The following is an 18,856-nucleotide window of genomic DNA, read 5'->3' as shown; positions in this document are numbered from 1 at the left end:
CAGCTCGTCACTCCCACCCGCCCTGTACGTAGGCGTCGGGTATCGAGCTGTCGCTGTCTGTTCGACGAGCCCTCACATCGCGCGATCCGCGCTGCCTCGAGCACGCCCGATCGTCTGTGCGATGCCTTCTCGCGCACCACTGCGCGCACCCACACATGCCTTCACGAAACGAGTCCTCATGTCCACACCGGAATTGGAACGCCTCGCCGATCCATCGCCGCCCACCCCTCCCCAGCGCCCACGCAGCTGGCGGCCGCTGATCCTGCGTCTGCACTTCTACGCAGGCATCCTGGTGGCACCGTTCATCCTGATCGCCACCATCAGCGGCGGCCTCTACGCCGTGGCTCCCACCATCGAACAACTCGTGTAGCGCGACTACGTCCACGTGGACACGACCGGTCCGACCGTCCCCGTCGCCCAGCAGATTCGGGCAGCGCAGGCAGAGCGACCCGACCTCACCGTCACCGCCGTCCGCCCTGCAGCCGAGGCCGGCGACACCACTCGGGTGATGTTCACCGACCCGAGCTTGGGCGAATCGCAGCGGCTGGCTGTTTTCGTCGACCCCGCCACCGCGACGTCCGTGGGTGAGCTGGCGGTGTACGGCTCCTCCAGCGCCCTACCGTTGCGCACCTGGATCTCCGAACTCCATCGCCATCTGCACCTGGGGGAGCCAGGTCGCCTCTACAGCGAACTCGCCGCCTCGTGGTTGTGGGTGATCGCGCTCGGCGGCCTGTACCTGTGGTTCGAGCGGTATCGACGCAATCGCGACAAGGCCAGGCTGTTGACCTTCGATCGAAAGTCGAAGGGCCGCAACAGGTCCCTGAACTGGCATGGCGTGGCTGGTATCTGGATCGCCGTCGGTCTGATCTTCCTGTCCGCCACCGGATTGACATGGTCCACCTACGCCGGGGAGAACGTCACCGAGCTGCGGTCGGCACTGAGCTGGACCACCCCCGCAGTCACCAAGACGATCGGCTCCTCCGACGCGGCCGCGGCGGGTGACCACTCCGGTCACGGCGGGCATTCGATGGAGATGCCGGCCGACGCATCGACGACGGAGGACAACGTCGGTCGCATCGACTCGGTGCTGGGGATCGCCCGAGCCAACGGAATAGACGGTGCCGTGGAAGCGTCGATTCCACAATCGGCCGACACGGCGTTCGTCGTCGCCGAAACCCGTCAGCCCTGGGTGATGTCGAACGACTCCATCTCGATCGACGGTGCCGCCGGCACAGTAATCGACACCGTGTTCTTCTCCGATTGGCCCCTCGCGGCCAAGCTGTCGGCCTGGGGTATTCAGCTGCACATGGGCACGTTGTTCGGGGTCGCCAATCAGCTTGCGCTGCTTGCGCTCGCCGTCGCGCTGGCATCGGTCATCGTCAGGGGCTACATGATGTGGTGGAAACGCCGCCCCACCAAGGCAAGCGGCCTCACAGCAGGGCGGCCGCCTCTGCGCGGCGGCATTCGCCGCATCTCACCGATGTCCGTCGCCGCGTTGGTGGTCGTCGCTGTCGCTGTCGGCTGGTTCGTTCCGCTGCTCGGGCTGAGCCTGGTGGCCTTCCTCGCCGTCGACGTCGTGCTCGGCTCGATTCGTAGAGCACGCACCAGAACCACCAATTCCGCTGCTTCTCAACACGAAAGCGAACTCGCATGAATCTCACCCGTCGTACCTCCACACTGTTGGCCGCACTGTCGGTCACCGGCCTGATCCTCACCGGATGCTCGAGCAACGAGCCGGCCGCCGCGGCGACGGAGTCCGATTCGGTCGTCGTACGCGAGCAATGGGTCAAAGCGGCCGATTCGGGTATGACTGCCGCCTTCGCCGAACTGCAGAACACCGGCGATTCCGATGTGCACGTGGTCGGTGCATCGTCTCCGGCATCGAGCCGAATCGAATTGCACGAGATGGCAACCGGGGCGGACGGGGCGATGGTGATGCGGCCGAAGGAGGCAGGCTTCGTCATCCCGGCGGGCGGTACGCACGTGCTCGCCGCGGGCGGCGATCACCTGATGCTGATGGACGTCACGTCGCCGCTGACCCCCGGAGCCGACGCGGAATTCACGCTCGAGTTCGAGGATGCGTCGAGCACGACGTTCACCGCGCAGGTCCGTGACTTCTCCGGGGCCCAGGAGAACTACGAGCCGGGCACCATGGACATGGACGGGTCGGCGACCCCCGCGCCGGCACACGGTGGCTGACAACGAGAACCGGTCACCACGCTCGCTGAGCCGGCGACGTCTCCTCGGTGGAGGCGTCGCCGCGCTCGGCGTCGCGGGCGTGGGAGCCGCGACCGGTTACGGGATCGTCGGCAACCGAGCCGAGCAGACGGCCACCGGCAGTGAGACCGTGCCGTGGCGCGGCGTCCATCAAGCCGGTGTCGATACTGTTCCACCCCAGGCACACTCGATGTTCGTCGGGTTGAACATGCAGGAACGCGTCGGACGCGACGAGCTGATCGGGATCCTGAAGGTCTGGACGGAGGACATCGGACGGTTGACGTCCGGTGCACCCGCACTGGCCGATACCGAAGCCGAACTGGCGCTAGAGCCCGCCCGCCTGACGGTGACCGTCGGGCTCGGTCCGGGTGTGTTCGATGCGATCGGTCTGCCGGATCGGCGGCCGTCGTGGCTGGCACCGCTTCCTGCCTTCGGAATCGACCGCCTGGAACCGGGATTCACCGGCGGTGATCTGCTGCTGCAGGTGTGCTCGGACGATCCCGTCACCGTTGCGCACGCTGTGCGGGTACTGACCAAGAACGTGCGCTCGTTGGTGACGATCGCCTGGACACAGCGCGGATTCCGGCGTTCGCGTGGTACCGAGGAATCGGGCACCACGATGCGAAATCTGATGGGACAGGTCGACGGCACCGTCAATCCGGAGGCCGGAAGTACCGACTTCGACGGTCTGGTCTGGGACGACGGGAGCGATCAGCCCTGGATGAAACACGGAACGTCGATGGTGTTGCGGCGCATCCGGATCGAGATGGACACCTGGGACGAGTTGGATCGACCCGGCCGGGAATTATCGGTGGGGCGAACCCTGGACACCGGTGCCCCGTTGACCGGAACCGCCGAGTTCGACGAGGCCGATTTCGACGCAACCGATCGATTCGGAATTCCGGTCATCCCACCGTCCTCGCACATCGCGAGGGCACGGCATGTTCGCGACGGCGAGCGAATCTTCCGGCGGGCCTACAACTACGACGACCCACCGGCTGCCGGATCGTTGTCGAACACCGGCTTACTGTTCGCGAGCTATCAGCGCGATGTGCTCACCCAGTTCCTGCCGATTCAGCAACGACTCGACGAATTCGATGCGTTGAACCAATGGACCACCCCGATCGGTTCTGCGGTGTTCGCGATACTTCCGGGAGTGGTCGACGACGGCTACCTGGGGCAGAGTCTGTTCGGGTAACCGTGACACCTGGGTGTTCACGAGGTGCACTCAGGCCGGTGCCAGAGCTCTGTCCACGTTGGCCAGCGCCAGGCCCATGCTGGTCGTCATGCCTATCCCGGTGGTAACGGTGGCGATGTGCACGCGGTCCACCGGTTCCTCCAGCAGAAACTCCGAACCCGGTGCCGAACAATAGATTCCCTGCCATCGCTCGGTGACGTCGATGCGGTCGACTCCGAAGAGCGACCGGGCCTCGGTGAGCAGCACCTGGAATCCTTCCTCGCTCTGGAACGGCGACGCGCTGATCTCACGAACGTGAGTGTCGCCGAGCAGGATCGATCCGTCCGGTTGTGGGGTGTACATCTGGTGCAGATCGAGCTCGACGTAGCCGGGATACTCGGCCTGCAGGCGGGCAGCGACGTCGGCAACGGCGGGCAGGTTCTCGAAACCCGAGTACCTGAGCAGCGACCAACCGGTGAACAGCGGGGTGGGTAGCGGTGCGTCGAGCGGGAGCGTGGCGCGCAGCATGTGCAGCCGACATCGCACCAGTGCGTCGCGTTCGGCGTACTCGGGAAACAGTCGATCGATGTCGTGGTTGACGGTGACGAAGGTGGTGCCGGCCCGCAGTTCCCCGCGCGAGGTGTGGACTACGCCGGGGGCGAACGACGTTGCGGCGGTGCGCCAGAAGAAGTCGACCCCGGAGCTGTCGAGCCAACGCGCGATGGCCGGGGCGGCGGCGCGTGGGTCCACTTGGACGTCCAGTGGCAGATACATGCCGCCCACCACGTCGGTGTCGGCAATGGGGAGTCGGTCCAGTACCTCGGTGCGGCCAAGTAGTCGTACCTGCTCCTTGCCCCGCAGTTCGGCGAACTGCTCGAGCACTGCGTACTCGTCCTCGTGCCGGGCAACGCAGTGCGTCCCGGACTCGACAGCCCAGAAACCTGCCGTACGGGCGAGGTCGAGCCAGTGGCTGCGGCCGGCCCGAGCGTAGTCGAGTGCAGTACCGGATTGCGCTGTGATGCAGGCGTGTCCGAAGTTCTGCACCGATGCACCTGCCACACGATCGGCATGATCGACCACCGCTACCGTCAGGCCGCGTCGGTGAGCGTGATAGGCGTGAGCGAGACCGACGATCCCGGCACCGACGACCACGACGTCGTATTCTTTGGTCATATCAGGCATCCATGACGGCGGTGAAGGTCATCCGGTCTCCGCGGTAGAGCGACCGTCGGTGTTCGATGGGAACCCCGTCCGTGTCGTAGGAGACGCGGCCGAGCAGAAACATCGGTGTGCGGGTGTCGACGGTGAGGAGCGCAGCTTCTCGGGCGTCGGGAAGGACGGTTTCGATGGTGTCGACCACTCGTCCGAAGACGACTCCGCGCGTTCGTAATTCGGCATACAACGACGTTCGGTGATCGAAGCTGTCCTGCAGCCCCGGAATACGGTACGCGGGGATGCGAGTCGTCTCGAGACCCACTCGGACGTCCCCGGTGGTGAAGACGCGCTCGAGTTGGACCACCTCCGAACCGGTCTCGATTCCGAGTAGATCCGCGAGGGCGTCGTCAGCTCGGAACGTGTCCCAGCCGACCAGAATTCGGGTGGCACTCATGCCCTTCTCCCGCGCTGCCTCGGTGTAGGAACCGATCGCCAACGGTAATACCACTTTGGGTTCGGCAACGACGGTCGCGCGTCCGCGACGTTCGATTCGACCGGCCACCAACAGTTCTCGAATGGCTTGACGCAAGGTCTCGCGAGAGACGTCGTATCGATCGGCGAGATCGCGCTCGGAAGGAAATGCGTCGCCTGCCGCCATGCCGTCGAGCATGTCGTCGAGACTTCTACGCACGATCTGGTGCTTGAGCACGCGGGGTTCGCTGTCCACAACCATGAGCCGACCATAGCACCAATTGGTCTAGACCTAACTGTTGCTCGACGTTCACGAGTCGTTCACTCGAGTTCCACGCAATGGTCTATACCAAACGGCAGTCTCTCTCTCATGCCGAACTCCACTACCCCGAACACCAGCACCGACATCGAACTCGTCGTCCTCGACATGGCCGGAACCACCGTCACCGACGACGGACTCGTGTTGGACGCGTTCGACGTCGCGGCCACCGCCGTCGGACTCGCATCCGAGGGACCCGAACGCGACGACGCCCGTCGCTACGTCCTGGACACGATGGGTCAGTCCAAGATCGAGGTGTTCCGTGCGCTGTTCGGAACCGAGGACCGTGCCCAGGCCGCCAACCGCGCCTTCGAGTCGGCCTACGACGCCCGCATCGACGACGGTATCGCGCCCGTTCCCGGTGCGGCGCAGGCCATCACGAAGCTCCGCGAGTCCGGGATCAGCGTCGTGCTGACCACAGGTTTCTCGGCACCGACACAGAAGCGAATCATCGACACGCTCGGCTGGCAGGATCTGCCCGACGCGTTCCTCGCGCCCGGTGAGGCCGGCCGTGGGCGTCCCCACCCGGATCTCGTCCTATCGGCTGCGCTGTTCGCCGAGGTCAGTGACATCGCTGCGGTCGCCGTCGTCGGCGACACCTCGAGTGACATCCTGTCCGGTCGCCGGGCCGGCGCATCTCTGCTGGTCGGGGTGCTCACCGGAGCTCACTCCGTCGACCGACTGCGCGAGGCCGGTGCGACCCATGTACTCGACAGCGTCGCCGACCTTCCCCCCATCGTTCTGCCGTGAACACCATCCTCGCCCGAACCTCACCGAACGGACACCCCGCCATGATCGCCACCCCTCACCGTCGCGCTGTGACCGCCGCGGCCGCGCTCTCGGCTGCCGCACTCGTTGCAGCCGGTTGCTCCGGTTCTTCCGATGGAGCTACCACCGAGCAAGGATTCCCCGAAACCATCACGCTCGCTGCGATTCCCGCCGAGAATTCCACCGACCTGAAGGCCAGCTACGACCCGGTCATCGAGCGCCTCGAGAACGAGACCGGAGCAACCGTCGAGTTCATCCAGGCCTCGGACTACGCGGGTGTGGTCGAGGGCCTGATCGCGGGCAATGTCGATCTCGCCTTCTTCGGCCCGTTCGCCTACGTGGTCGCCGGAATCAACGGGGCCGACATGACGCCGCTGGGTGCCGTCGTTCAGGACGAGGGAACTCCGCCCGGCTACCAGTCCTACGGAATCGCCCGTTCGGACAACGCCTCGGTCGACGGGCTCGCCGATTACGCCGGTAAGAAGGTCTGTTTCGTCGACCCCAGCTCGACCTCCGGATTCCTCTACCCGACAGCGGGACTCATCGAGGACAATGTCATCGCTTCCGGTGCGGAGGCCGACATCTCGAGTGCAATGACCCCGATCTACGCGGGCGGACACGACGCCTCGGCCTTGGCCGTCAAAGCCGGTGATTGCGATGCCGGTTTCGCGTTCGACACCATGGTCGACCGAACGATGATCGACAACGGCGAGCTGGCACCCGGCGAGCTGAAGACAGTGTGGAAGTCCGAGATGATCGCCGGTTCGCTCTTCGCTGCCAACAACGATCTCGGTGCCGACGCCATCGCGAAGCTCGAGGACGTCTTCAGTGAGGGCATGAACTCCGATGCCTTCGTCGCGGACGGCATCTGCGCCGAGGAATGCCGCATCACCGACGAGGACGCCTGGGGCGTCGTGCCGGCGCAGGACAGCGATTACGACGGCGTGCGCCACGTATGCGAGGTCACCGGCTCCGAGAAGTGCCAGGGCTGATGATGTCCGCACCGATGGACCGGGGCGATGTCGTGGTCAGCGTTCGCAATGTCACCAAAACATTCGGATCCACCACCGCGCTCAGGGACGTGAATCTCGACGTGCACAACAGTGAGATGTTGGTGCTGCTCGGGCTTTCCGGCTCCGGGAAGTCCACGCTGCTGCGGTGCATCAACGGGTTGCAGCCCGTCACCTCCGGTAGCGTCACCGCCCTCGACACTCGCGTCGATCTGGCAAACCGTCGCCGAGTGCGCGAACTTCGCCGCGATGTCGGCTTCATCTTCCAGCACTTCAATCTCGTCGGTCGGTTGAGCTGTCTCGAGAACGTACTCGTGGGCGGCATCGGTCGCCTGTCCTTTCCGCGCTACGGAGCCTTCACCTATCCGAAGGCGATGCGAGAGGAAGCCCGGGCGTGCCTCGACCGAGTCGGGTTGGCGGACTTCGCCGAACGACGGGCCGACACGCTGTCGGGCGGGCAACAGCAACGGGTGGCGATCTCACGCACCCTGATGCAGCGTCCGCGGATCGTGCTCGCGGACGAGCCCGTCGCCTCGCTCGATCCCGAGAACGCGGGCGTGGTGATGGATCTGCTGCAGCGGGTGTGCAGCGAGGAGAAGCTGACCGTGGTGTGCACCCTGCATCAGGTCGATCTCGCGCTCGGCTGGGCGCATCGGCTCGTGGGCCTGCGGGACGGTCGGGTGGTGCTCGATCGCCCGGCCGCCGGTCTCCGACGCGAGGACATCATGCCGATCTATCACCGGATCGCGCCCGACCCCGGAAACATGACCACGGTGGCACCGGCATGACCGTCACGGTCGAACCGAAGCCCACGAACACTGCTGCACAGAACGATTCGCGGCGACGTCGATTGCTGTTCCCGGCGCTGGGCGTCGCCGCGCTCGTCCTGACCGTGCTCTCGGCGGGGTACATCGACTTCGCGCCGACGACCCTGATCGACGGTCTCGAAGACGTCGGTAACCTGCTCGAGCGGATGCTGCCGCCCCGCGTGGACGACACCGGCAGGATCGTCTCTCTCGCACTCGACACATTGCTCATGGCAGTACTGGGCACCGTGCTCGCAGCGATCGTCTCGGTACCGTTGGCGTTTCTCGCGGCGCGCAACACCTCGCCGCATCCGGTCCTCTACAGCGTTGCTCGCGCCGTCATCACGTTCTGCCGGGCGATGCCGGATCTGCTGTTCGCGGTGCTGTTCGTCAGGGCGCTGGGGATCGGGGTGTTGCCCGGCATCCTCGCCCTCGCACTGCATTCCATCGGCATGCTCGGCAAGCTGTTCGCCGACGCCATCGAAGAGACCGATGTGGGACCGCGAGAGGCGATCCGTGCCGCCGGAGCCGGCTACTACCGGGAGATGATCAATGCCGTTGTTCCGCAGGTCGTTCCGGCGTGGATCGGAGCCTTCGTGTATCGAATCGACATCAATCTGCGCATGTCGGTGGTCCTCGGCTTCGTCGGGGCAGGCGGTATCGGGTTCGCCCTGCAGGACGCTCTGCGGGGCCTGATCTACCCGCGTGCTCTCGGCATCGTACTGGTGATCCTGGTGATCATCGCCGCGATGGAATTGGCGGCGATGGCTCTTCGCCGCATGTTGCTGGTGCCGTCCGCGGCCGGCCCGCAGCGCGATCGACTGATGCGCATCGGAGCGTCGGCCGTGCTCGTCGTCGCGGTCGTGGCGTCGTTCGTGGTGCTCGAATTGGATCCGCGCTCGCTTCTGACGTGGATCGGGCCGTCGATCGACGTGTTCGGGCGTATGGTCCCACCTGACTTCTCCGCGCTGGGAGCGGACCTGTTCGACGCCGCCGTACAGACCGTTGCCATCGGAGTCGTGGCCACCGCCATCGGTATCGTTCTGTCGATACCCGTCGGAGTTCTGGCCGCGCGCAACGCAACTCCGCATCCCGCGGTGTACTGGATCGCGAGATCCTGGATCCTGTTGGTCCGCGCAGTCCCCGAACTCATCCTCGCTGTCGTATTCGTCGCGGCGCTCGGACTGGGCCCGGTGGCGGGAACCTGCGCACTGGCCATCGGGTCCGTCGGATTCCTCGGCAAACTCGTCGCCGACGCGATCGAGGAGATCGATCCCGGGCCCCTCGAAGCGGTGGCGTCGGTCGGTGGCGGTTGGTGGAATCGGACACTGAGTGCGGTTGTTCCTCAGGCTATTCCGTCGATGGTCGGTTCGAGCCTGTATCTGCTCGACGTGAACATCCGCACCTCGACCATCCTGGGGATCGTCGGTGCAGGCGGTATCGGCTTCCTGCTCTTCGAGTCGATTCGTACTCTGAATTTCGACGTCGCCGGTGCGATCGTTCTCGTCATCTTCGTCGTCGTGTACATCGTGGAAAGGATCTCCGGATGGATCAGATCATTGTTGGTCTGACGCAGGCCGCTGTCTGGACGGGGAGTGGAATCGAACTGCGGGACATGGAGATTCCCGCTCTCGAATCGGGTGAGATGTTGGTGCGCGTCGATCTCGCCACGGTGTGCGGGAGCGACCTGCATACCGTGTCCGGTCGACGGCACGGTGCGTGCCCGTCTGTGCTCGGGCACGAGGCCGTCGGTCACGTGATTGCCGTCGGCGATGCGGTATCGGCTGTCGAGGTGGGGGATCGGATCGTCTGGTCGGTCACGGTGTGCTGTGGTCGGTGCGCCCGATGTGTCCGCGGGTTCACGGCCAAATGTTCGGCCGTGCGCAAGGTGGGTCACGAGTCTGCCGAGAGCGCATGGGCTCTCAGCGGCTCCTATGCTCGACACATCGTGCTCCCACGCGGAACCGCAGTGGTCCGAGTTCCCGACACCATGCCCGACGCCGTCGCCGCGCCCGCAGCGTGTGCGACGGCGACGGTGATGGCCGCCCTCGACGCTGCCGGTGCGATCGACGGTCGACGAGTACTGATCGTCGGGGCAGGGATGCTGGGGGTGACCGCCGCTGCGGCGGCCAGGGAGCGAGGTGGAGCGGTGTCGGTCCTGGACCGAGACCTGCAGCGGCAGAAACAATCCCGTGCATTCGGGGCCGTGGAGGACGACGGTGCACTGACCGATGTGGCGATCGACTTCTCCGGATCGTCCTCGGCCGTGCAGGCGGCCTCGGGGCGACTCGACGTCGGTGGGCGGCTCGTCCTCGCCGGATCCGTCGCGCCCGGTGCCCCGATCACCGTCGACCCCGAAGCGGTGGTCCGAAACTGGCTGACCATCACCGGAATCCACAACTACGAGCCGCGGCACCTCCACCAGGCCGTTGCCTTCCTCCGTGATACCGGCGAGAAGTATCCGTGGGAATCCCTCGTCGAGGCACCGGTTCCATTGGCCGAACTCGAATCGGTGTTGCGGCCGACGCCGTCGGGAATTCTCCGGTCGTCGGTCGCGCCCTGGGCTCACGGTCTGTCGACGAGGTCCAACGACTTTCCGGCGCGTCCGGCCGGTGTCGCTTCGCGGTGATGTCGGCGTCGGCGTAGGCGCTCATCGCACGAGGGGGTCGAGCGTGCGATTACGGTTGTGCCGAGCGGGATACCCCAGAAGCATGCCCGAAGGCGACACCGTATTTGCATTGGCCGCAAGGTTGCGTCGAGCATTGGACGGCGCAACGCTGCGGGCCGGAAGGCTGCAGGTGCCGGCGCACGCAGTCGAGAACCTGGCCGGGCGAACCGTCGTCGGGCATCGGACACACGGCAAGCATCTGCTGACCGATTTCGAGAACGACACGACGCTGCACACGCATCTGCGGATGAGCGGTTCGTGGACGGTGGTGCGGGCCGGTCGTTCGATTCCGCAGCGCATCCGACCCGACGTGCGCGTCCGGCTTGCCGTGGTCGACGGGCCGACCGCCTACGGAGTTCTGCTGCCGGTCGTCGACTACGGATACACGAGGGACATGAACGCGCTGATCGCGCATCTCGGGCCGGACCCGCTGCACTCGACGTTCGAGGCCGAGCGCGGAGTTGCCAACATCGCGGCCCAGGGAAGTCGGCCGATCGTTGCGACCTTGCTGGATCAGCGGGTGATCGCCGGTCCCGGAAATCTGTGGGCCAACGAGCTGTGTTTTCTGCGCGGCCTGTGGCCGTGGACGCCGTCGAGTGATGTCGACGCGCAGAGATTGGTCGCGTTGCTCGAGCGGGCGATGCGTCATTCGGCGACGGTTCCGGGTGCGATGCAGGTGACCACCGGGGACACTCGCCGGGGTCGATCGCACTGGGTTGCAGGGCGGGCAGGAAAGCCGTGTCTGCGGTGTGGGACGTCGATTCGGGTGGTCGCGGAATCACCCGGAGACCCGGACAAGCGTCGAACATGGTGGTGTCCGACCTGCCAGCCGGAGCACTAGCGACGAGCGGTCGATCGCTGTTGGCTCAACGACATAACCGCCCGCGGGTATCGCGTGTTGCCTGCCGATACCGACATCAGATTTCCTCGTGACCGAAAGATCGAAACCTGGGGGTCGTCAGAAGGTCGAATTGGTCGGGTGGTCGGTATCGACCAAGTCGTGAGCCACCTTGTGCAGAGGCTGATTCTGCTGCTGCGACAGCTTCGCCAGCAGCTCGAACGCCTGCACCGCGTCGAGATCGTAGCGTTCCATGATCATTCCCTTGGCTTGGCCGATGATGTCGCGACTGGCCAGGCCCGTCCGGAACTGCTCGTTGTCGCGGGCGCTGAGCAAGGCAATGGCGGCATGCACTGCGAGGGCTTCCCCGATCTCGACCGCGTCGACGTCGAAGGCACGCGGCTCGTCACTGTAGAAGATCAAGGCACCGAGGTCGTCGGCGTTGCTGTAGAGCTGAAACGCCGCCAAGGATTTGAATCCCTCGTTCACGGCCAGAACCGCGAACTCCGGCCATCGTGGCTCGGACGTGAGGTCGTCCGAAACGACGACATCGAAGTGGCGAACCTCGGTGGGAATCGGGCCCTCGTCGAGCTCGTACTGCAGTCGACACAACTTTTCGGCCAAAGGGTCGGTGGATGCCACCACGGTGCGGACGCCTTTGCTGACCGTGGTGACGCAGCCGACGGTTGCACCCGGTATGAGCCGGATGGAGGTGCGCAAGATCTCTGCCATCGTCTCGGGCATCGAACGGCGGGTATCACGCAACGACCGCGCGAATTCGGCGAGTGACGATGCAGGGGACGATCCGGGAAGCTGCACATCGGGCGATGATTGCGACATTCACACGGTCCTCTCGCATAGGACCCCTGCCGCGCTTCGCCGGAGAGATCCACGATCTTGCGCCTTCTGCTGGACGCCCGTGCCGGCTCGAGAGCCAGCGCTGTGCACTTTATACGCTTCCGCCGAAACGGTTGTTCGTCGAACAGCGTGAGGGCCGCCGATCACCTGATCGACGGCCCTCACCGAAGTACGACTTACTTGAAGGTGTCCTTGATGTTCTCGCCGACCTTCTTCACGCCTGCCGAACCCTGATCCTTCTTGCCCTCGGCCTCGAGGTCTTTGTTGTTCGTGGCGTCGCCGACAACTTCCTTCGCCTTGCCGATGGCGTCTTCTGCTGCGTTCTTGGCCTTGTCGATGAAGCTCATGTGAGTTCCTTTCCTCGTGCCGGGTTGGTACTGAAGACTTAGTCGGAGCCCGTCGACCAAAGCGCACGTTCGCGTGCTGAGATCTGGGTCACACGTGCCGGCGACGTTTCCGTGGTGCCTGCGGTGGTTACATTCGTCCGATGATGGTCGCCAAGGTGGACAGTTATCAGCGCAGGCATCCGTCGGCGGGTTTCCCGCTGGCAGTGCTGTACAAATTTCTCGACGACCGTGGCGGTTACCTCGCGGCCCTCATCGCGTACTACTCGTTCCTGTCGTTGTTCCCGTTGCTGCTGCTCTTCACCACCGTGCTGGGAATCGTGCTGGCCGGGGACCCGGAACTGCAGACCCGCATCATCGATTCGGCCATGAGTCAGATCCCGGTCATCGGTGATCAACTCGGACAGCCGGATCGGCTCAGCGGCGGAACGACCGCCATCGTCATCGGTGTGGTGGGGTCGCTGTACGGCGGACTGGGAGTGTCACTGGCCGCTCAGTACGCAATGAACACCGCGTGGTCGGTCCCGCGAAACGAACAACCGGATCCGATCAAGGGTCGGCTGCGCGGGCTGCTGCTGCTCAGTACCGTCGGCACCGCCATCATCGGCCTGACCGTTCTCAACGGCGTCGCGTCCTCGGGCGTGTTCGGATTCGCAGGCGGCGCACTGGCACTCGTCGGAGCGGTCGTGGTCAACGCCGTGGTCTTCACTGCCGCGTTCCGAATCGGGACCGCCCGCGCCCTGAGTGTGCGCGACGTTCTGCCCGGTGCCGCGATCGCCGCGGTGATCTGGCAGGCACTGCAATCGTTCGGCGGCATCTACATTCGCTATGTCGTCGGCAACGCCAGCGCCAGCAACGGGATCTTCGCGATCGTCCTCGGCCTGCTCGGCTTTCTCTACGTCTCTTCGGTACTGATCGTGCTGTGCATCGAAATCAACGCCGTACGCGTCGACCACCTGCATCCCCGAGCGTTGTTGACGCCGTTCACCGACAACGTCGAGCTCACCGAGGGTGACAAGAACTCCTACACCGGCCAAGCAGAAGCGCAGCGCAACAAGGGATTTCAGGACATCACAGTCACCTACGACGAGCCGGAGTCGGTGACGGAGGAGGACTCGCCGCCGAACAAGTGATGGGTGGTGGTGCGTGGCATCGGCGATCGCAAATGCGCGCGCATTCGCCAGGTGCTCACGGAATAGCCAGGTGATCGGGCGCGAGTTCGCGCGCGGATGGCAAACGCGCGCGCATTTGCGGGAACTGGGGCGGCGGGGAGAACTGGGGGCGGCGGGGAGAACTGGGGGAGGCGGGTACTCGGGCGTCGAAGGCTAATCGGCGGAGGGGGCAGATCGGCGGCGATCGCAAATGCGCGCGCATTCGCCAGGTGCTCACGGAATAGCGAGGTGATCGGGCGCGAAATCGCGCGCGGATGGCAAACGCGCGCGCATTTGCGGGGACTGGGGCGGCGGGGAGGCGGCTGGGGACTCGGTTTCGGCGGACGGGGGAGGGTTCGCCGCCGGACAAGTGATGGGTGGTGGTGCGTGGCATCGGCGATCGCAAATGCGCTCGCATTCGCCAGGTGCTTGCGGAATAGCGAGGTGATCGGGCACGAGTTCGCGCGCGGATGGCAAACGCGCGCGCATTTGCGGGAACGGGGGCGACGCGAACCGGGCCGACGCAAACTGCGTGACCCCCGTCACGAACCGTCTGCCCGGTCGGTGAAAAAGAATCCAAGTTTGTTTCGGCGAAAGCGCATGCGCAAGCGCTTGTATGCGTTCTAGGCTCCTGCAATCGAGCGACGCGACCGCGTGGTTAGGGGACAAGGGAGTCCACATGTTCAATCACCGTCGGAAGTCCGCGCTGACGATCGGCACCGCGCTCATGGCCGGTTCGCTCGTGTTCGGTCTGACCGCCTGCAGCAGTTCGGATTCGGACAGCGTCAAGGTGGGGCTCATCACCAAGACGGACTCCAATCCGTACTTCGTGAAGCTGCGCGAGGCAGCGCAGGCGCAGGCGGATTCCAGCGGAGCCGAGCTGGTGGCTCTGGCCGGCGCTTTCGACGGTGACAACGAGGGACAGGTCGCGGCCATCGAGAACCTGGTCGGGCAGGGTGTGAAGGGGATTCTGATCACCCCGAACTCGTCCACCGGAGTCCTGGACGCGATCAAGAAGGCACGTGACGCCGGCGTCGTCGTCATCGCCCTCGACACCGCAACCGACCCCGAGGATGCGGTCGACGCCACGTTCGCCACCGACAACAAGGCCGCAGGCGTCAGCCAGGGCGAATGGGTCAAGGGCACTCTCGGAACCACTGCGCCCCAGGTCATCATGCTCGACGGCACCGCGGGCGGCACGGTCGACACGTTCCGTCACGACGGCTTCCTCGAGGGCATGGGCCTGACCGACAGCTCGCCGGAGATCGTCGGACAGGAGAACACCAACGGCGATCAGACCAAGGCGCAGACCGCCATGGAGAACCTGCTGCAGCGCGCACCGGGCGTCAATGCGCTGTACACGATCAACGAGCCCGCAGCAGCGGGTGCGTACCAGGCGATTCAGTCTGCCGGCCGCGCCGATCAGATCACCATCGGCTCGATCGACGGCAGCTGCACCGGCATCGAGAACGTCAAGGCCGGCATCATCGGCGCGACGGTGTTGCAGTTCCCGGCGAAGATGGCCGAGCAGGGCGTCGACGCTGTGGTGAAGTTCGCCGAGGACGGCACCAAGCCCAGCGGCTTCAACGACACCGGCTCGCAGTTGGTCACCGATCAGCCCGTCGACGGAATCGATTCGCAGGACACCGCGTGGGGCGAAGAGAATTGCTGGGGCTGATCGCGGATTCCCGGACCACCGCTCCCACACGAGGACTGATCCGTGAGTACTGACACCGCCGCCGAGCCCAAGGCTCCGAGCCGGTTCAACGTAGGGACCATCCTGCGTGAACCGCTGCTCGGGCCGATGGCCGCACTCCTCATCGCCGTCATCGTCTTCAGCTCGATCTCGAGCTCGTTTCTCAACCCGCAGAACGTTTCTCTGATCCTGCAGCAGTCGGTGGTCGTCGGCATTCTCGCTGTCGGCCAGACGCTGATCATCCTCACCTCCGGTATCGATCTGTCGATCGGTGCGGTGGCGGTGATGGGCACCATCGTGATGGCGCAGTCGGCAGGCGCGAACGGTCCGGTGGTCGCACTGGGTTCCACGCTTGCCGTCTGCCTGGCGTTCGGTGCGATCAACGGCGGATTGGTGACGATGCTGCGACTGCCACCGTTCATCGTCACGCTCGGCACGTTCACTGCGATTCAGGCAGCCACCAGGTTGCTGGCCGGCTCCGAGACCTACCAGGTGCCGAGCGGACCGCTGACGCTGCTGGGTACCTCGTTCAAGATCGGGAGTTTCTCCACGACGTACGGCGTGGTGGTGATGCTGCTGGTCTACGCCGTGATGTGGTATGCGTTGTCCCAAACATCCTGGGGCAGGCACATTTACGCGGTCGGTGGTAGCCCGCAGGCCTCGGATCGCTCGGGCATCAAGTCCGGTCGCGTGCTGTTCTCGGTGTACATCGTCACGGGAGTCATCGCGGCGATCGCGGCGTGGGCAGCGCTCGGACGGATCCCCAACGCCGACCCGAACGCCTATCAGAACGCCAACCTGGAAACGATCACCGCGGTCGTCATCGGTGGAACCAGCCTGTTCGGTGGCCGCGGCACCGTCATCGGGACTCTCATCGGAACCCTGATCGTCGGTGTGCTGCGCAACGGTCTCACCCAGGCCGGCGTCGACAGCCTGTACCAGAACGTCGCGACCGGCATTCTCGTCATCGTCGCGGTGGCCGTCGATCAATTCGCACGTAGGAGGTCACAGTGAATGCCCCCCTCGCTCTGGAAGCGCGCGGCCTGGTCAAGACCTACGGCAGTGTGACGGCCATCAGCGGTGCCGACTTCGAGTTGCGGCCCGGTGAGGTGCTGGCGGTGATCGGCGACAACGGTGCCGGAAAGTCCAGTCTCATCAAGGCTTTGGCGGGCGCTGTCATTCCCGACTCGGGCGAGATTCTGATGAACGGCTCTCCGGTGTCGTTCAAGAACACGCGCGACGCACGAGCAGCGGGCATCGAAACGGTCTATCAGGACCTGGCTGTCATTCCGGCGCTCGACATCGCGTCGAACGTCTATCTGGGACGCGAGATCAAGCGGAAAGGCATCAGCGGAAGTCTGTTTCGTCGCCTCGACATGCCGCGGATGCGCGAGGAATCGTCGAAGCACCTGCAGGACCTGAAGATCGGCATCAAGTCGGTCAATCAGGCGGTCGAGACGCTCTCCGGCGGTCAGCGTCAGGGCGTGGCAGTGGCGCGGGCGGCAGCGTTCGGACGCGGAGTGATCATCATGGACGAGCCGACGGCCGCACTCGGCGTGCGGGAGTCGGGCATGGTGATCGATCTGATTCGCACTATTCGCGACCGAGGCATACCGGTGGTGCTCATCAGCCACGACATGCCGCACGTGTTCGAGGTCGCCGATCGCATTCACATCCACCGCCTCGGCAAGCGTGCAGGCGTCGTGAATCCGAAGAACCGCACCATGTCCGAGGTCGTCGCGCTCATGACCGGCGCGGAGGAGCCGACCGACGATGAACGCGCAGGCCGCTGAATCTACCGGTCCGATCGGTGTTTTCGTCGGGCTGGCGACACTCGACGTCGTTCATCGAGTGTCGGCAGCGCCGGCACCCAACCAGAAGATCACCTCGAGCGCACAGTTCGTCGCGGCGGGAGGACCTGCTGCCAACGCGGCGGTGACCTTCGCCGCGCTGGGCGGGACGGCGGTGCTCGTCACCGCGCTCGGAGACGACCCGGTGGCAGCCCTCATCAAGGCCGACCTGGCGGCATTCGGAGTGCGGGTGATCGACGCCGCCGAGGGCTCCACCAGGGCTGTGCCCGTCTCTGCTGTGACGGTGATCGAATCGACCGGTGATCGGTCGGTCGTCTCGGCCGACGCCGTGAACTCCGACGCCTCGCCGCCGGAGGATCTCGAAGCCGTCGTGGCCGGTGCCGACGTCGTACTCGTCGACGGGCACCACCCCCTGATCGCCTGCGCCGCCGCGGAACATGCGGCGGCGCGGGTTACCACGTTGGTCGTGGACGCCGGTCGCTGGAAACCGGTGATGAGCGAGCTGATTCCGCACGCCACGGACATGGTGTGCTCGGCGGACTTTCGCGCCCCCGGCACCTCGGACACCGCTTCCACCGCCGCGGCGCTCGTCGGATCCGGCGTGCACACCGTCGTCACGACCCACGGCGAAGATCCCGTCGAATGGTGGTCCGAGGGATCGTCGGGATCGGTCGATGTGGAGCCGGTCGCAGTGGTCGATACTCTGGGTGCCGGGGATGCGTTCCACGGAGCGTATGCCTACTACTCCACGCAGCCAGGCTCTCTTTCCGAGCGCATCGACAGGTCGGCTCACGTTGCCGCATTGCGCTGCTCGGTGATCGGCCCCAGAGCGTGGTTACACGAACTCTCCGCCGACACACTTCACTACCCACGGACTCGAAAGCGACAACGGTGAGCACTGACCAGGACGTACAGGAAGCCACCCTCGAACAACTCGTGGAGCTGGCGCGAAAGTCGGCTGTGTCCGGTCAGCGACGCATACTCGGCCTGACCGGTGCGCCGGGTGCCGGAAAGTCCACTGTGGCTCAGCAACTCGTCGATGCGCTCGGGCCGGAACTCGCGGTACTGGTTCCGATGGACGGATTCCACCTCGCCAACGAGGTGTTGATCGAGCTGGGCCGGCTCGATCGCAAGGGTGCCCACGACACGTTCGACGACGGCGGCTATGCGCGGCTGATCGCGGCGATTCACGACCAACAGCCCGGTGACCCCATCGTGTACGCGCCGAGATTTCGGCGCGAGATCGAGGAGTCGATCGGGTCCTCGATTCCGGTCCCGTCGACTGTCCCGCTCGTCGTCACCGAGGGCAACTACCTGCTGATGGAGTCCGACGCGTGGCCTGCGGCGCGTGCGATGATCGACGAAGTCTGGTTTCTGGCCCCGCATACGACGGTTCGGCACCAGCGGCTGGTGGCCAGGCACGAGGCCTACGGAAAGTCGCACGAGGACGCGAAGTTCTGGGCACTGGGCTCGGACGAGCGCAACGCGGAATTGATCGGGTCGACCGCACTCCGCGCCGATCGAATCCTGCGACTGACATGACTGTTCCACCGAGCCACGAGACCCG

The 18,856-nt window shown here is 65.2% G+C and carries 18 protein-coding genes and 1 pseudogene; 15 read left to right on the top strand and 4 right to left on the bottom strand.

Annotated features, from left to right (window positions below; all coding sequences use genetic code 11):
* The first annotated feature begins 178 nt into the window (after window positions 1-178).
* The 3 genes and pseudogenes from R4P47_RS15425 (at window position 179) to R4P47_RS15415 (ending at window position 3,415) form a co-directional block, all read left to right on the top strand.
* Window positions 179-1,654 (top strand): annotated as a pseudogene (locus R4P47_RS15425) (PepSY-associated TM helix domain-containing protein).
* On the top strand, window positions 1,651-2,199 hold the full coding sequence (locus R4P47_RS15420) for a copper chaperone PCu(A)C (RefSeq protein ID WP_317785089.1): 549 nt from the start codon (window positions 1,651-1,653) through the stop codon (window positions 2,197-2,199). The pseudogene R4P47_RS15425 and the gene R4P47_RS15420 overlap by 4 nt, the downstream one beginning before the upstream one ends.
* A complete protein-coding gene (locus tag R4P47_RS15415) occupies window positions 2,192-3,415 on the top strand; it encodes a Dyp-type peroxidase (RefSeq protein ID WP_317785088.1) in 1,224 nt (407 codons plus the stop codon). The genes R4P47_RS15420 and R4P47_RS15415 overlap by 8 nt, the downstream gene beginning before the upstream one ends.
* Before the next feature lie 30 nt (window positions 3,416-3,445).
* Here the strand turns inward: R4P47_RS15415 and R4P47_RS15410 are convergent, their stop codons facing one another.
* Together R4P47_RS15410 and R4P47_RS15405 are read right to left on the bottom strand one after the other, a co-directional pair.
* On the bottom strand, window positions 3,446-4,567 hold the full coding sequence (locus R4P47_RS15410) for a TIGR03364 family FAD-dependent oxidoreductase (RefSeq protein ID WP_317785087.1): 1,122 nt from the start codon (window positions 4,565-4,567) through the stop codon (window positions 3,446-3,448).
* 1 nt (window position 4,568) lies between these two features.
* A complete protein-coding gene (locus R4P47_RS15405; protein WP_317785086.1) occupies window positions 4,569-5,282 on the bottom strand; it encodes a GntR family transcriptional regulator in 714 nt (237 codons plus the stop codon).
* Between the two features lie 108 nt (window positions 5,283-5,390).
* On the opposite strand from R4P47_RS15405, the gene R4P47_RS15400 reads away from it, so the two are divergent.
* The 6 genes from R4P47_RS15400 (at window position 5,391) to R4P47_RS15375 (ending at window position 11,432) form a co-directional block, all read left to right on the top strand.
* Window positions 5,391-6,089: a phosphonatase-like hydrolase gene (locus R4P47_RS15400; RefSeq protein WP_068056093.1), complete on the top strand. Its 699-nt coding sequence runs from the start codon at window positions 5,391-5,393 to the stop codon at window positions 6,087-6,089.
* Window positions 6,090-6,130: 41 nt separating this feature from the next.
* Complete coding sequence (locus tag R4P47_RS15395; protein ID WP_317785110.1) at window positions 6,131-7,099, top strand: phosphate/phosphite/phosphonate ABC transporter substrate-binding protein; 969 nt, start codon at window positions 6,131-6,133, stop codon at window positions 7,097-7,099.
* Window positions 7,099-7,905, top strand: coding sequence for a phosphonate ABC transporter ATP-binding protein (phnC, locus tag R4P47_RS15390; RefSeq protein ID WP_317785085.1), 807 nt, complete (start codon window positions 7,099-7,101; stop codon window positions 7,903-7,905). Before R4P47_RS15395 ends, phnC begins: the two co-directional genes overlap by 1 nt.
* Window positions 7,902-9,494, top strand: coding sequence for a phosphonate ABC transporter, permease protein PhnE (gene phnE / locus R4P47_RS15385; RefSeq protein WP_317785084.1), 1,593 nt, complete (start codon window positions 7,902-7,904; stop codon window positions 9,492-9,494). The genes phnC and phnE overlap by 4 nt, the downstream gene beginning before the upstream one ends.
* A complete protein-coding gene (locus R4P47_RS15380; protein WP_317785083.1) occupies window positions 9,470-10,552 on the top strand; it encodes a zinc-binding dehydrogenase in 1,083 nt (360 codons plus the stop codon). The genes phnE and R4P47_RS15380 overlap by 25 nt, the downstream gene beginning before the upstream one ends.
* A gap of 82 nt (window positions 10,553-10,634) precedes the next feature.
* The gene (locus R4P47_RS15375) at window positions 10,635-11,432 is read left to right on the top strand and encodes a DNA-formamidopyrimidine glycosylase family protein (RefSeq protein WP_317785082.1); all 798 of its coding nucleotides are present in this window, start codon (window positions 10,635-10,637) and stop codon (window positions 11,430-11,432) included.
* Between the two features lie 117 nt (window positions 11,433-11,549).
* On the opposite strand, the gene R4P47_RS15370 is transcribed toward R4P47_RS15375, so the two are convergent.
* Window positions 11,550-12,269 (bottom strand): GAF and ANTAR domain-containing protein, encoded by a 720-nt coding sequence (locus R4P47_RS15370; RefSeq protein WP_317785081.1) that lies wholly within the window; start codon window positions 12,267-12,269, stop codon window positions 11,550-11,552.
* A 194-nt stretch (window positions 12,270-12,463) separates the two neighbouring features.
* On the bottom strand, window positions 12,464-12,634 hold the full coding sequence (locus tag R4P47_RS15365; protein WP_027495724.1) for a CsbD family protein: 171 nt from the start codon (window positions 12,632-12,634) through the stop codon (window positions 12,464-12,466).
* A gap of 140 nt (window positions 12,635-12,774) precedes the next feature.
* Between R4P47_RS15365 and R4P47_RS15360 the strand changes: the two genes are divergently transcribed.
* From R4P47_RS15360 to R4P47_RS15335, 6 genes are all read left to right on the top strand, one after another.
* Window positions 12,775-13,764: a YihY/virulence factor BrkB family protein gene (locus tag R4P47_RS15360; RefSeq protein ID WP_411567340.1), complete on the top strand. Its 990-nt coding sequence runs from the start codon at window positions 12,775-12,777 to the stop codon at window positions 13,762-13,764.
* A gap of 697 nt (window positions 13,765-14,461) precedes the next feature.
* Window positions 14,462-15,460, top strand: a complete 999-nt coding sequence (locus tag R4P47_RS15355; RefSeq protein ID WP_149404927.1) for a substrate-binding domain-containing protein — start codon at window positions 14,462-14,464, stop codon at window positions 15,458-15,460.
* 42 nt (window positions 15,461-15,502) lie between these two features.
* Window positions 15,503-16,492, top strand: coding sequence for an ABC transporter permease (locus R4P47_RS15350; protein WP_094670362.1), 990 nt, complete (start codon window positions 15,503-15,505; stop codon window positions 16,490-16,492).
* Complete coding sequence (locus tag R4P47_RS15345; protein WP_149404928.1) at window positions 16,489-17,271, top strand: ATP-binding cassette domain-containing protein; 783 nt, start codon at window positions 16,489-16,491, stop codon at window positions 17,269-17,271. Before R4P47_RS15350 ends, R4P47_RS15345 begins: the two co-directional genes overlap by 4 nt.
* Window positions 17,252-18,184 (top strand): PfkB family carbohydrate kinase, encoded by a 933-nt coding sequence (locus R4P47_RS15340; RefSeq protein WP_149404929.1) that lies wholly within the window; start codon window positions 17,252-17,254, stop codon window positions 18,182-18,184. Before R4P47_RS15345 ends, R4P47_RS15340 begins: the two co-directional genes overlap by 20 nt.
* Window positions 18,181-18,831, top strand: a complete 651-nt coding sequence (locus tag R4P47_RS15335; RefSeq protein WP_149404930.1) for a nucleoside/nucleotide kinase family protein — start codon at window positions 18,181-18,183, stop codon at window positions 18,829-18,831. The genes R4P47_RS15340 and R4P47_RS15335 overlap by 4 nt, the downstream gene beginning before the upstream one ends.
* Window positions 18,832-18,856 lie beyond the last annotated feature (25 nt).

Origin of the sequence: Rhodococcus sp. IEGM 1370, assembly GCF_033142325.1 — a bacterium.
In the GTDB taxonomy this organism is placed as follows: Bacteria; Actinomycetota; Actinomycetes; order Mycobacteriales; family Mycobacteriaceae; genus Rhodococcoides.
The sequence above is the reverse complement of the archived record's forward strand: the minus strand, read 5'-3'. Positions and strand labels throughout refer to the sequence as shown.

Excerpts from the sequence above, each read along its gene's own strand:
- R4P47_RS15420 (WP_317785089.1), top strand. The coding sequence starts at position 1,651 with ATGAATCTCACCCGTCGTACCTCCACACTGTTGGCCGCACTGTCGGTC.
- R4P47_RS15410 (WP_317785087.1), bottom strand. The coding sequence starts at position 4,567 with ATGACCAAAGAATACGACGTCGTGGTCGTCGGTGCCGGGATCGTCGGT.
- R4P47_RS15405 (WP_317785086.1), bottom strand. The coding sequence starts at position 5,282 with ATGGTTGTGGACAGCGAACCCCGCGTGCTCAAGCACCAGATCGTGCGT.
- R4P47_RS15400 (WP_068056093.1), top strand. The coding sequence starts at position 5,391 with ATGCCGAACTCCACTACCCCGAACACCAGCACCGACATCGAACTCGTC.
- R4P47_RS15395 (WP_317785110.1), top strand. The coding sequence starts at position 6,131 with ATGATCGCCACCCCTCACCGTCGCGCTGTGACCGCCGCGGCCGCGCTC.
- phnC (WP_317785085.1), top strand. The coding sequence starts at position 7,099 with ATGATGTCCGCACCGATGGACCGGGGCGATGTCGTGGTCAGCGTTCGC.
- phnE (WP_317785084.1), top strand. The coding sequence starts at position 7,902 with ATGACCGTCACGGTCGAACCGAAGCCCACGAACACTGCTGCACAGAAC.
- R4P47_RS15380 (WP_317785083.1), top strand. The coding sequence starts at position 9,470 with ATGGATCAGATCATTGTTGGTCTGACGCAGGCCGCTGTCTGGACGGGG.
- R4P47_RS15375 (WP_317785082.1), top strand. The coding sequence starts at position 10,635 with ATGCCCGAAGGCGACACCGTATTTGCATTGGCCGCAAGGTTGCGTCGA.
- R4P47_RS15370 (WP_317785081.1), bottom strand. The coding sequence starts at position 12,269 with ATGTCGCAATCATCGCCCGATGTGCAGCTTCCCGGATCGTCCCCTGCA.
- R4P47_RS15365 (WP_027495724.1), bottom strand. The coding sequence starts at position 12,634 with ATGAGCTTCATCGACAAGGCCAAGAACGCAGCAGAAGACGCCATCGGC.
- R4P47_RS15360 (WP_411567340.1), top strand. The coding sequence starts at position 12,775 with ATGATGGTCGCCAAGGTGGACAGTTATCAGCGCAGGCATCCGTCGGCG.
- R4P47_RS15355 (WP_149404927.1), top strand. The coding sequence starts at position 14,462 with ATGTTCAATCACCGTCGGAAGTCCGCGCTGACGATCGGCACCGCGCTC.
- R4P47_RS15340 (WP_149404929.1), top strand. The coding sequence starts at position 17,252 with ATGAACGCGCAGGCCGCTGAATCTACCGGTCCGATCGGTGTTTTCGTC.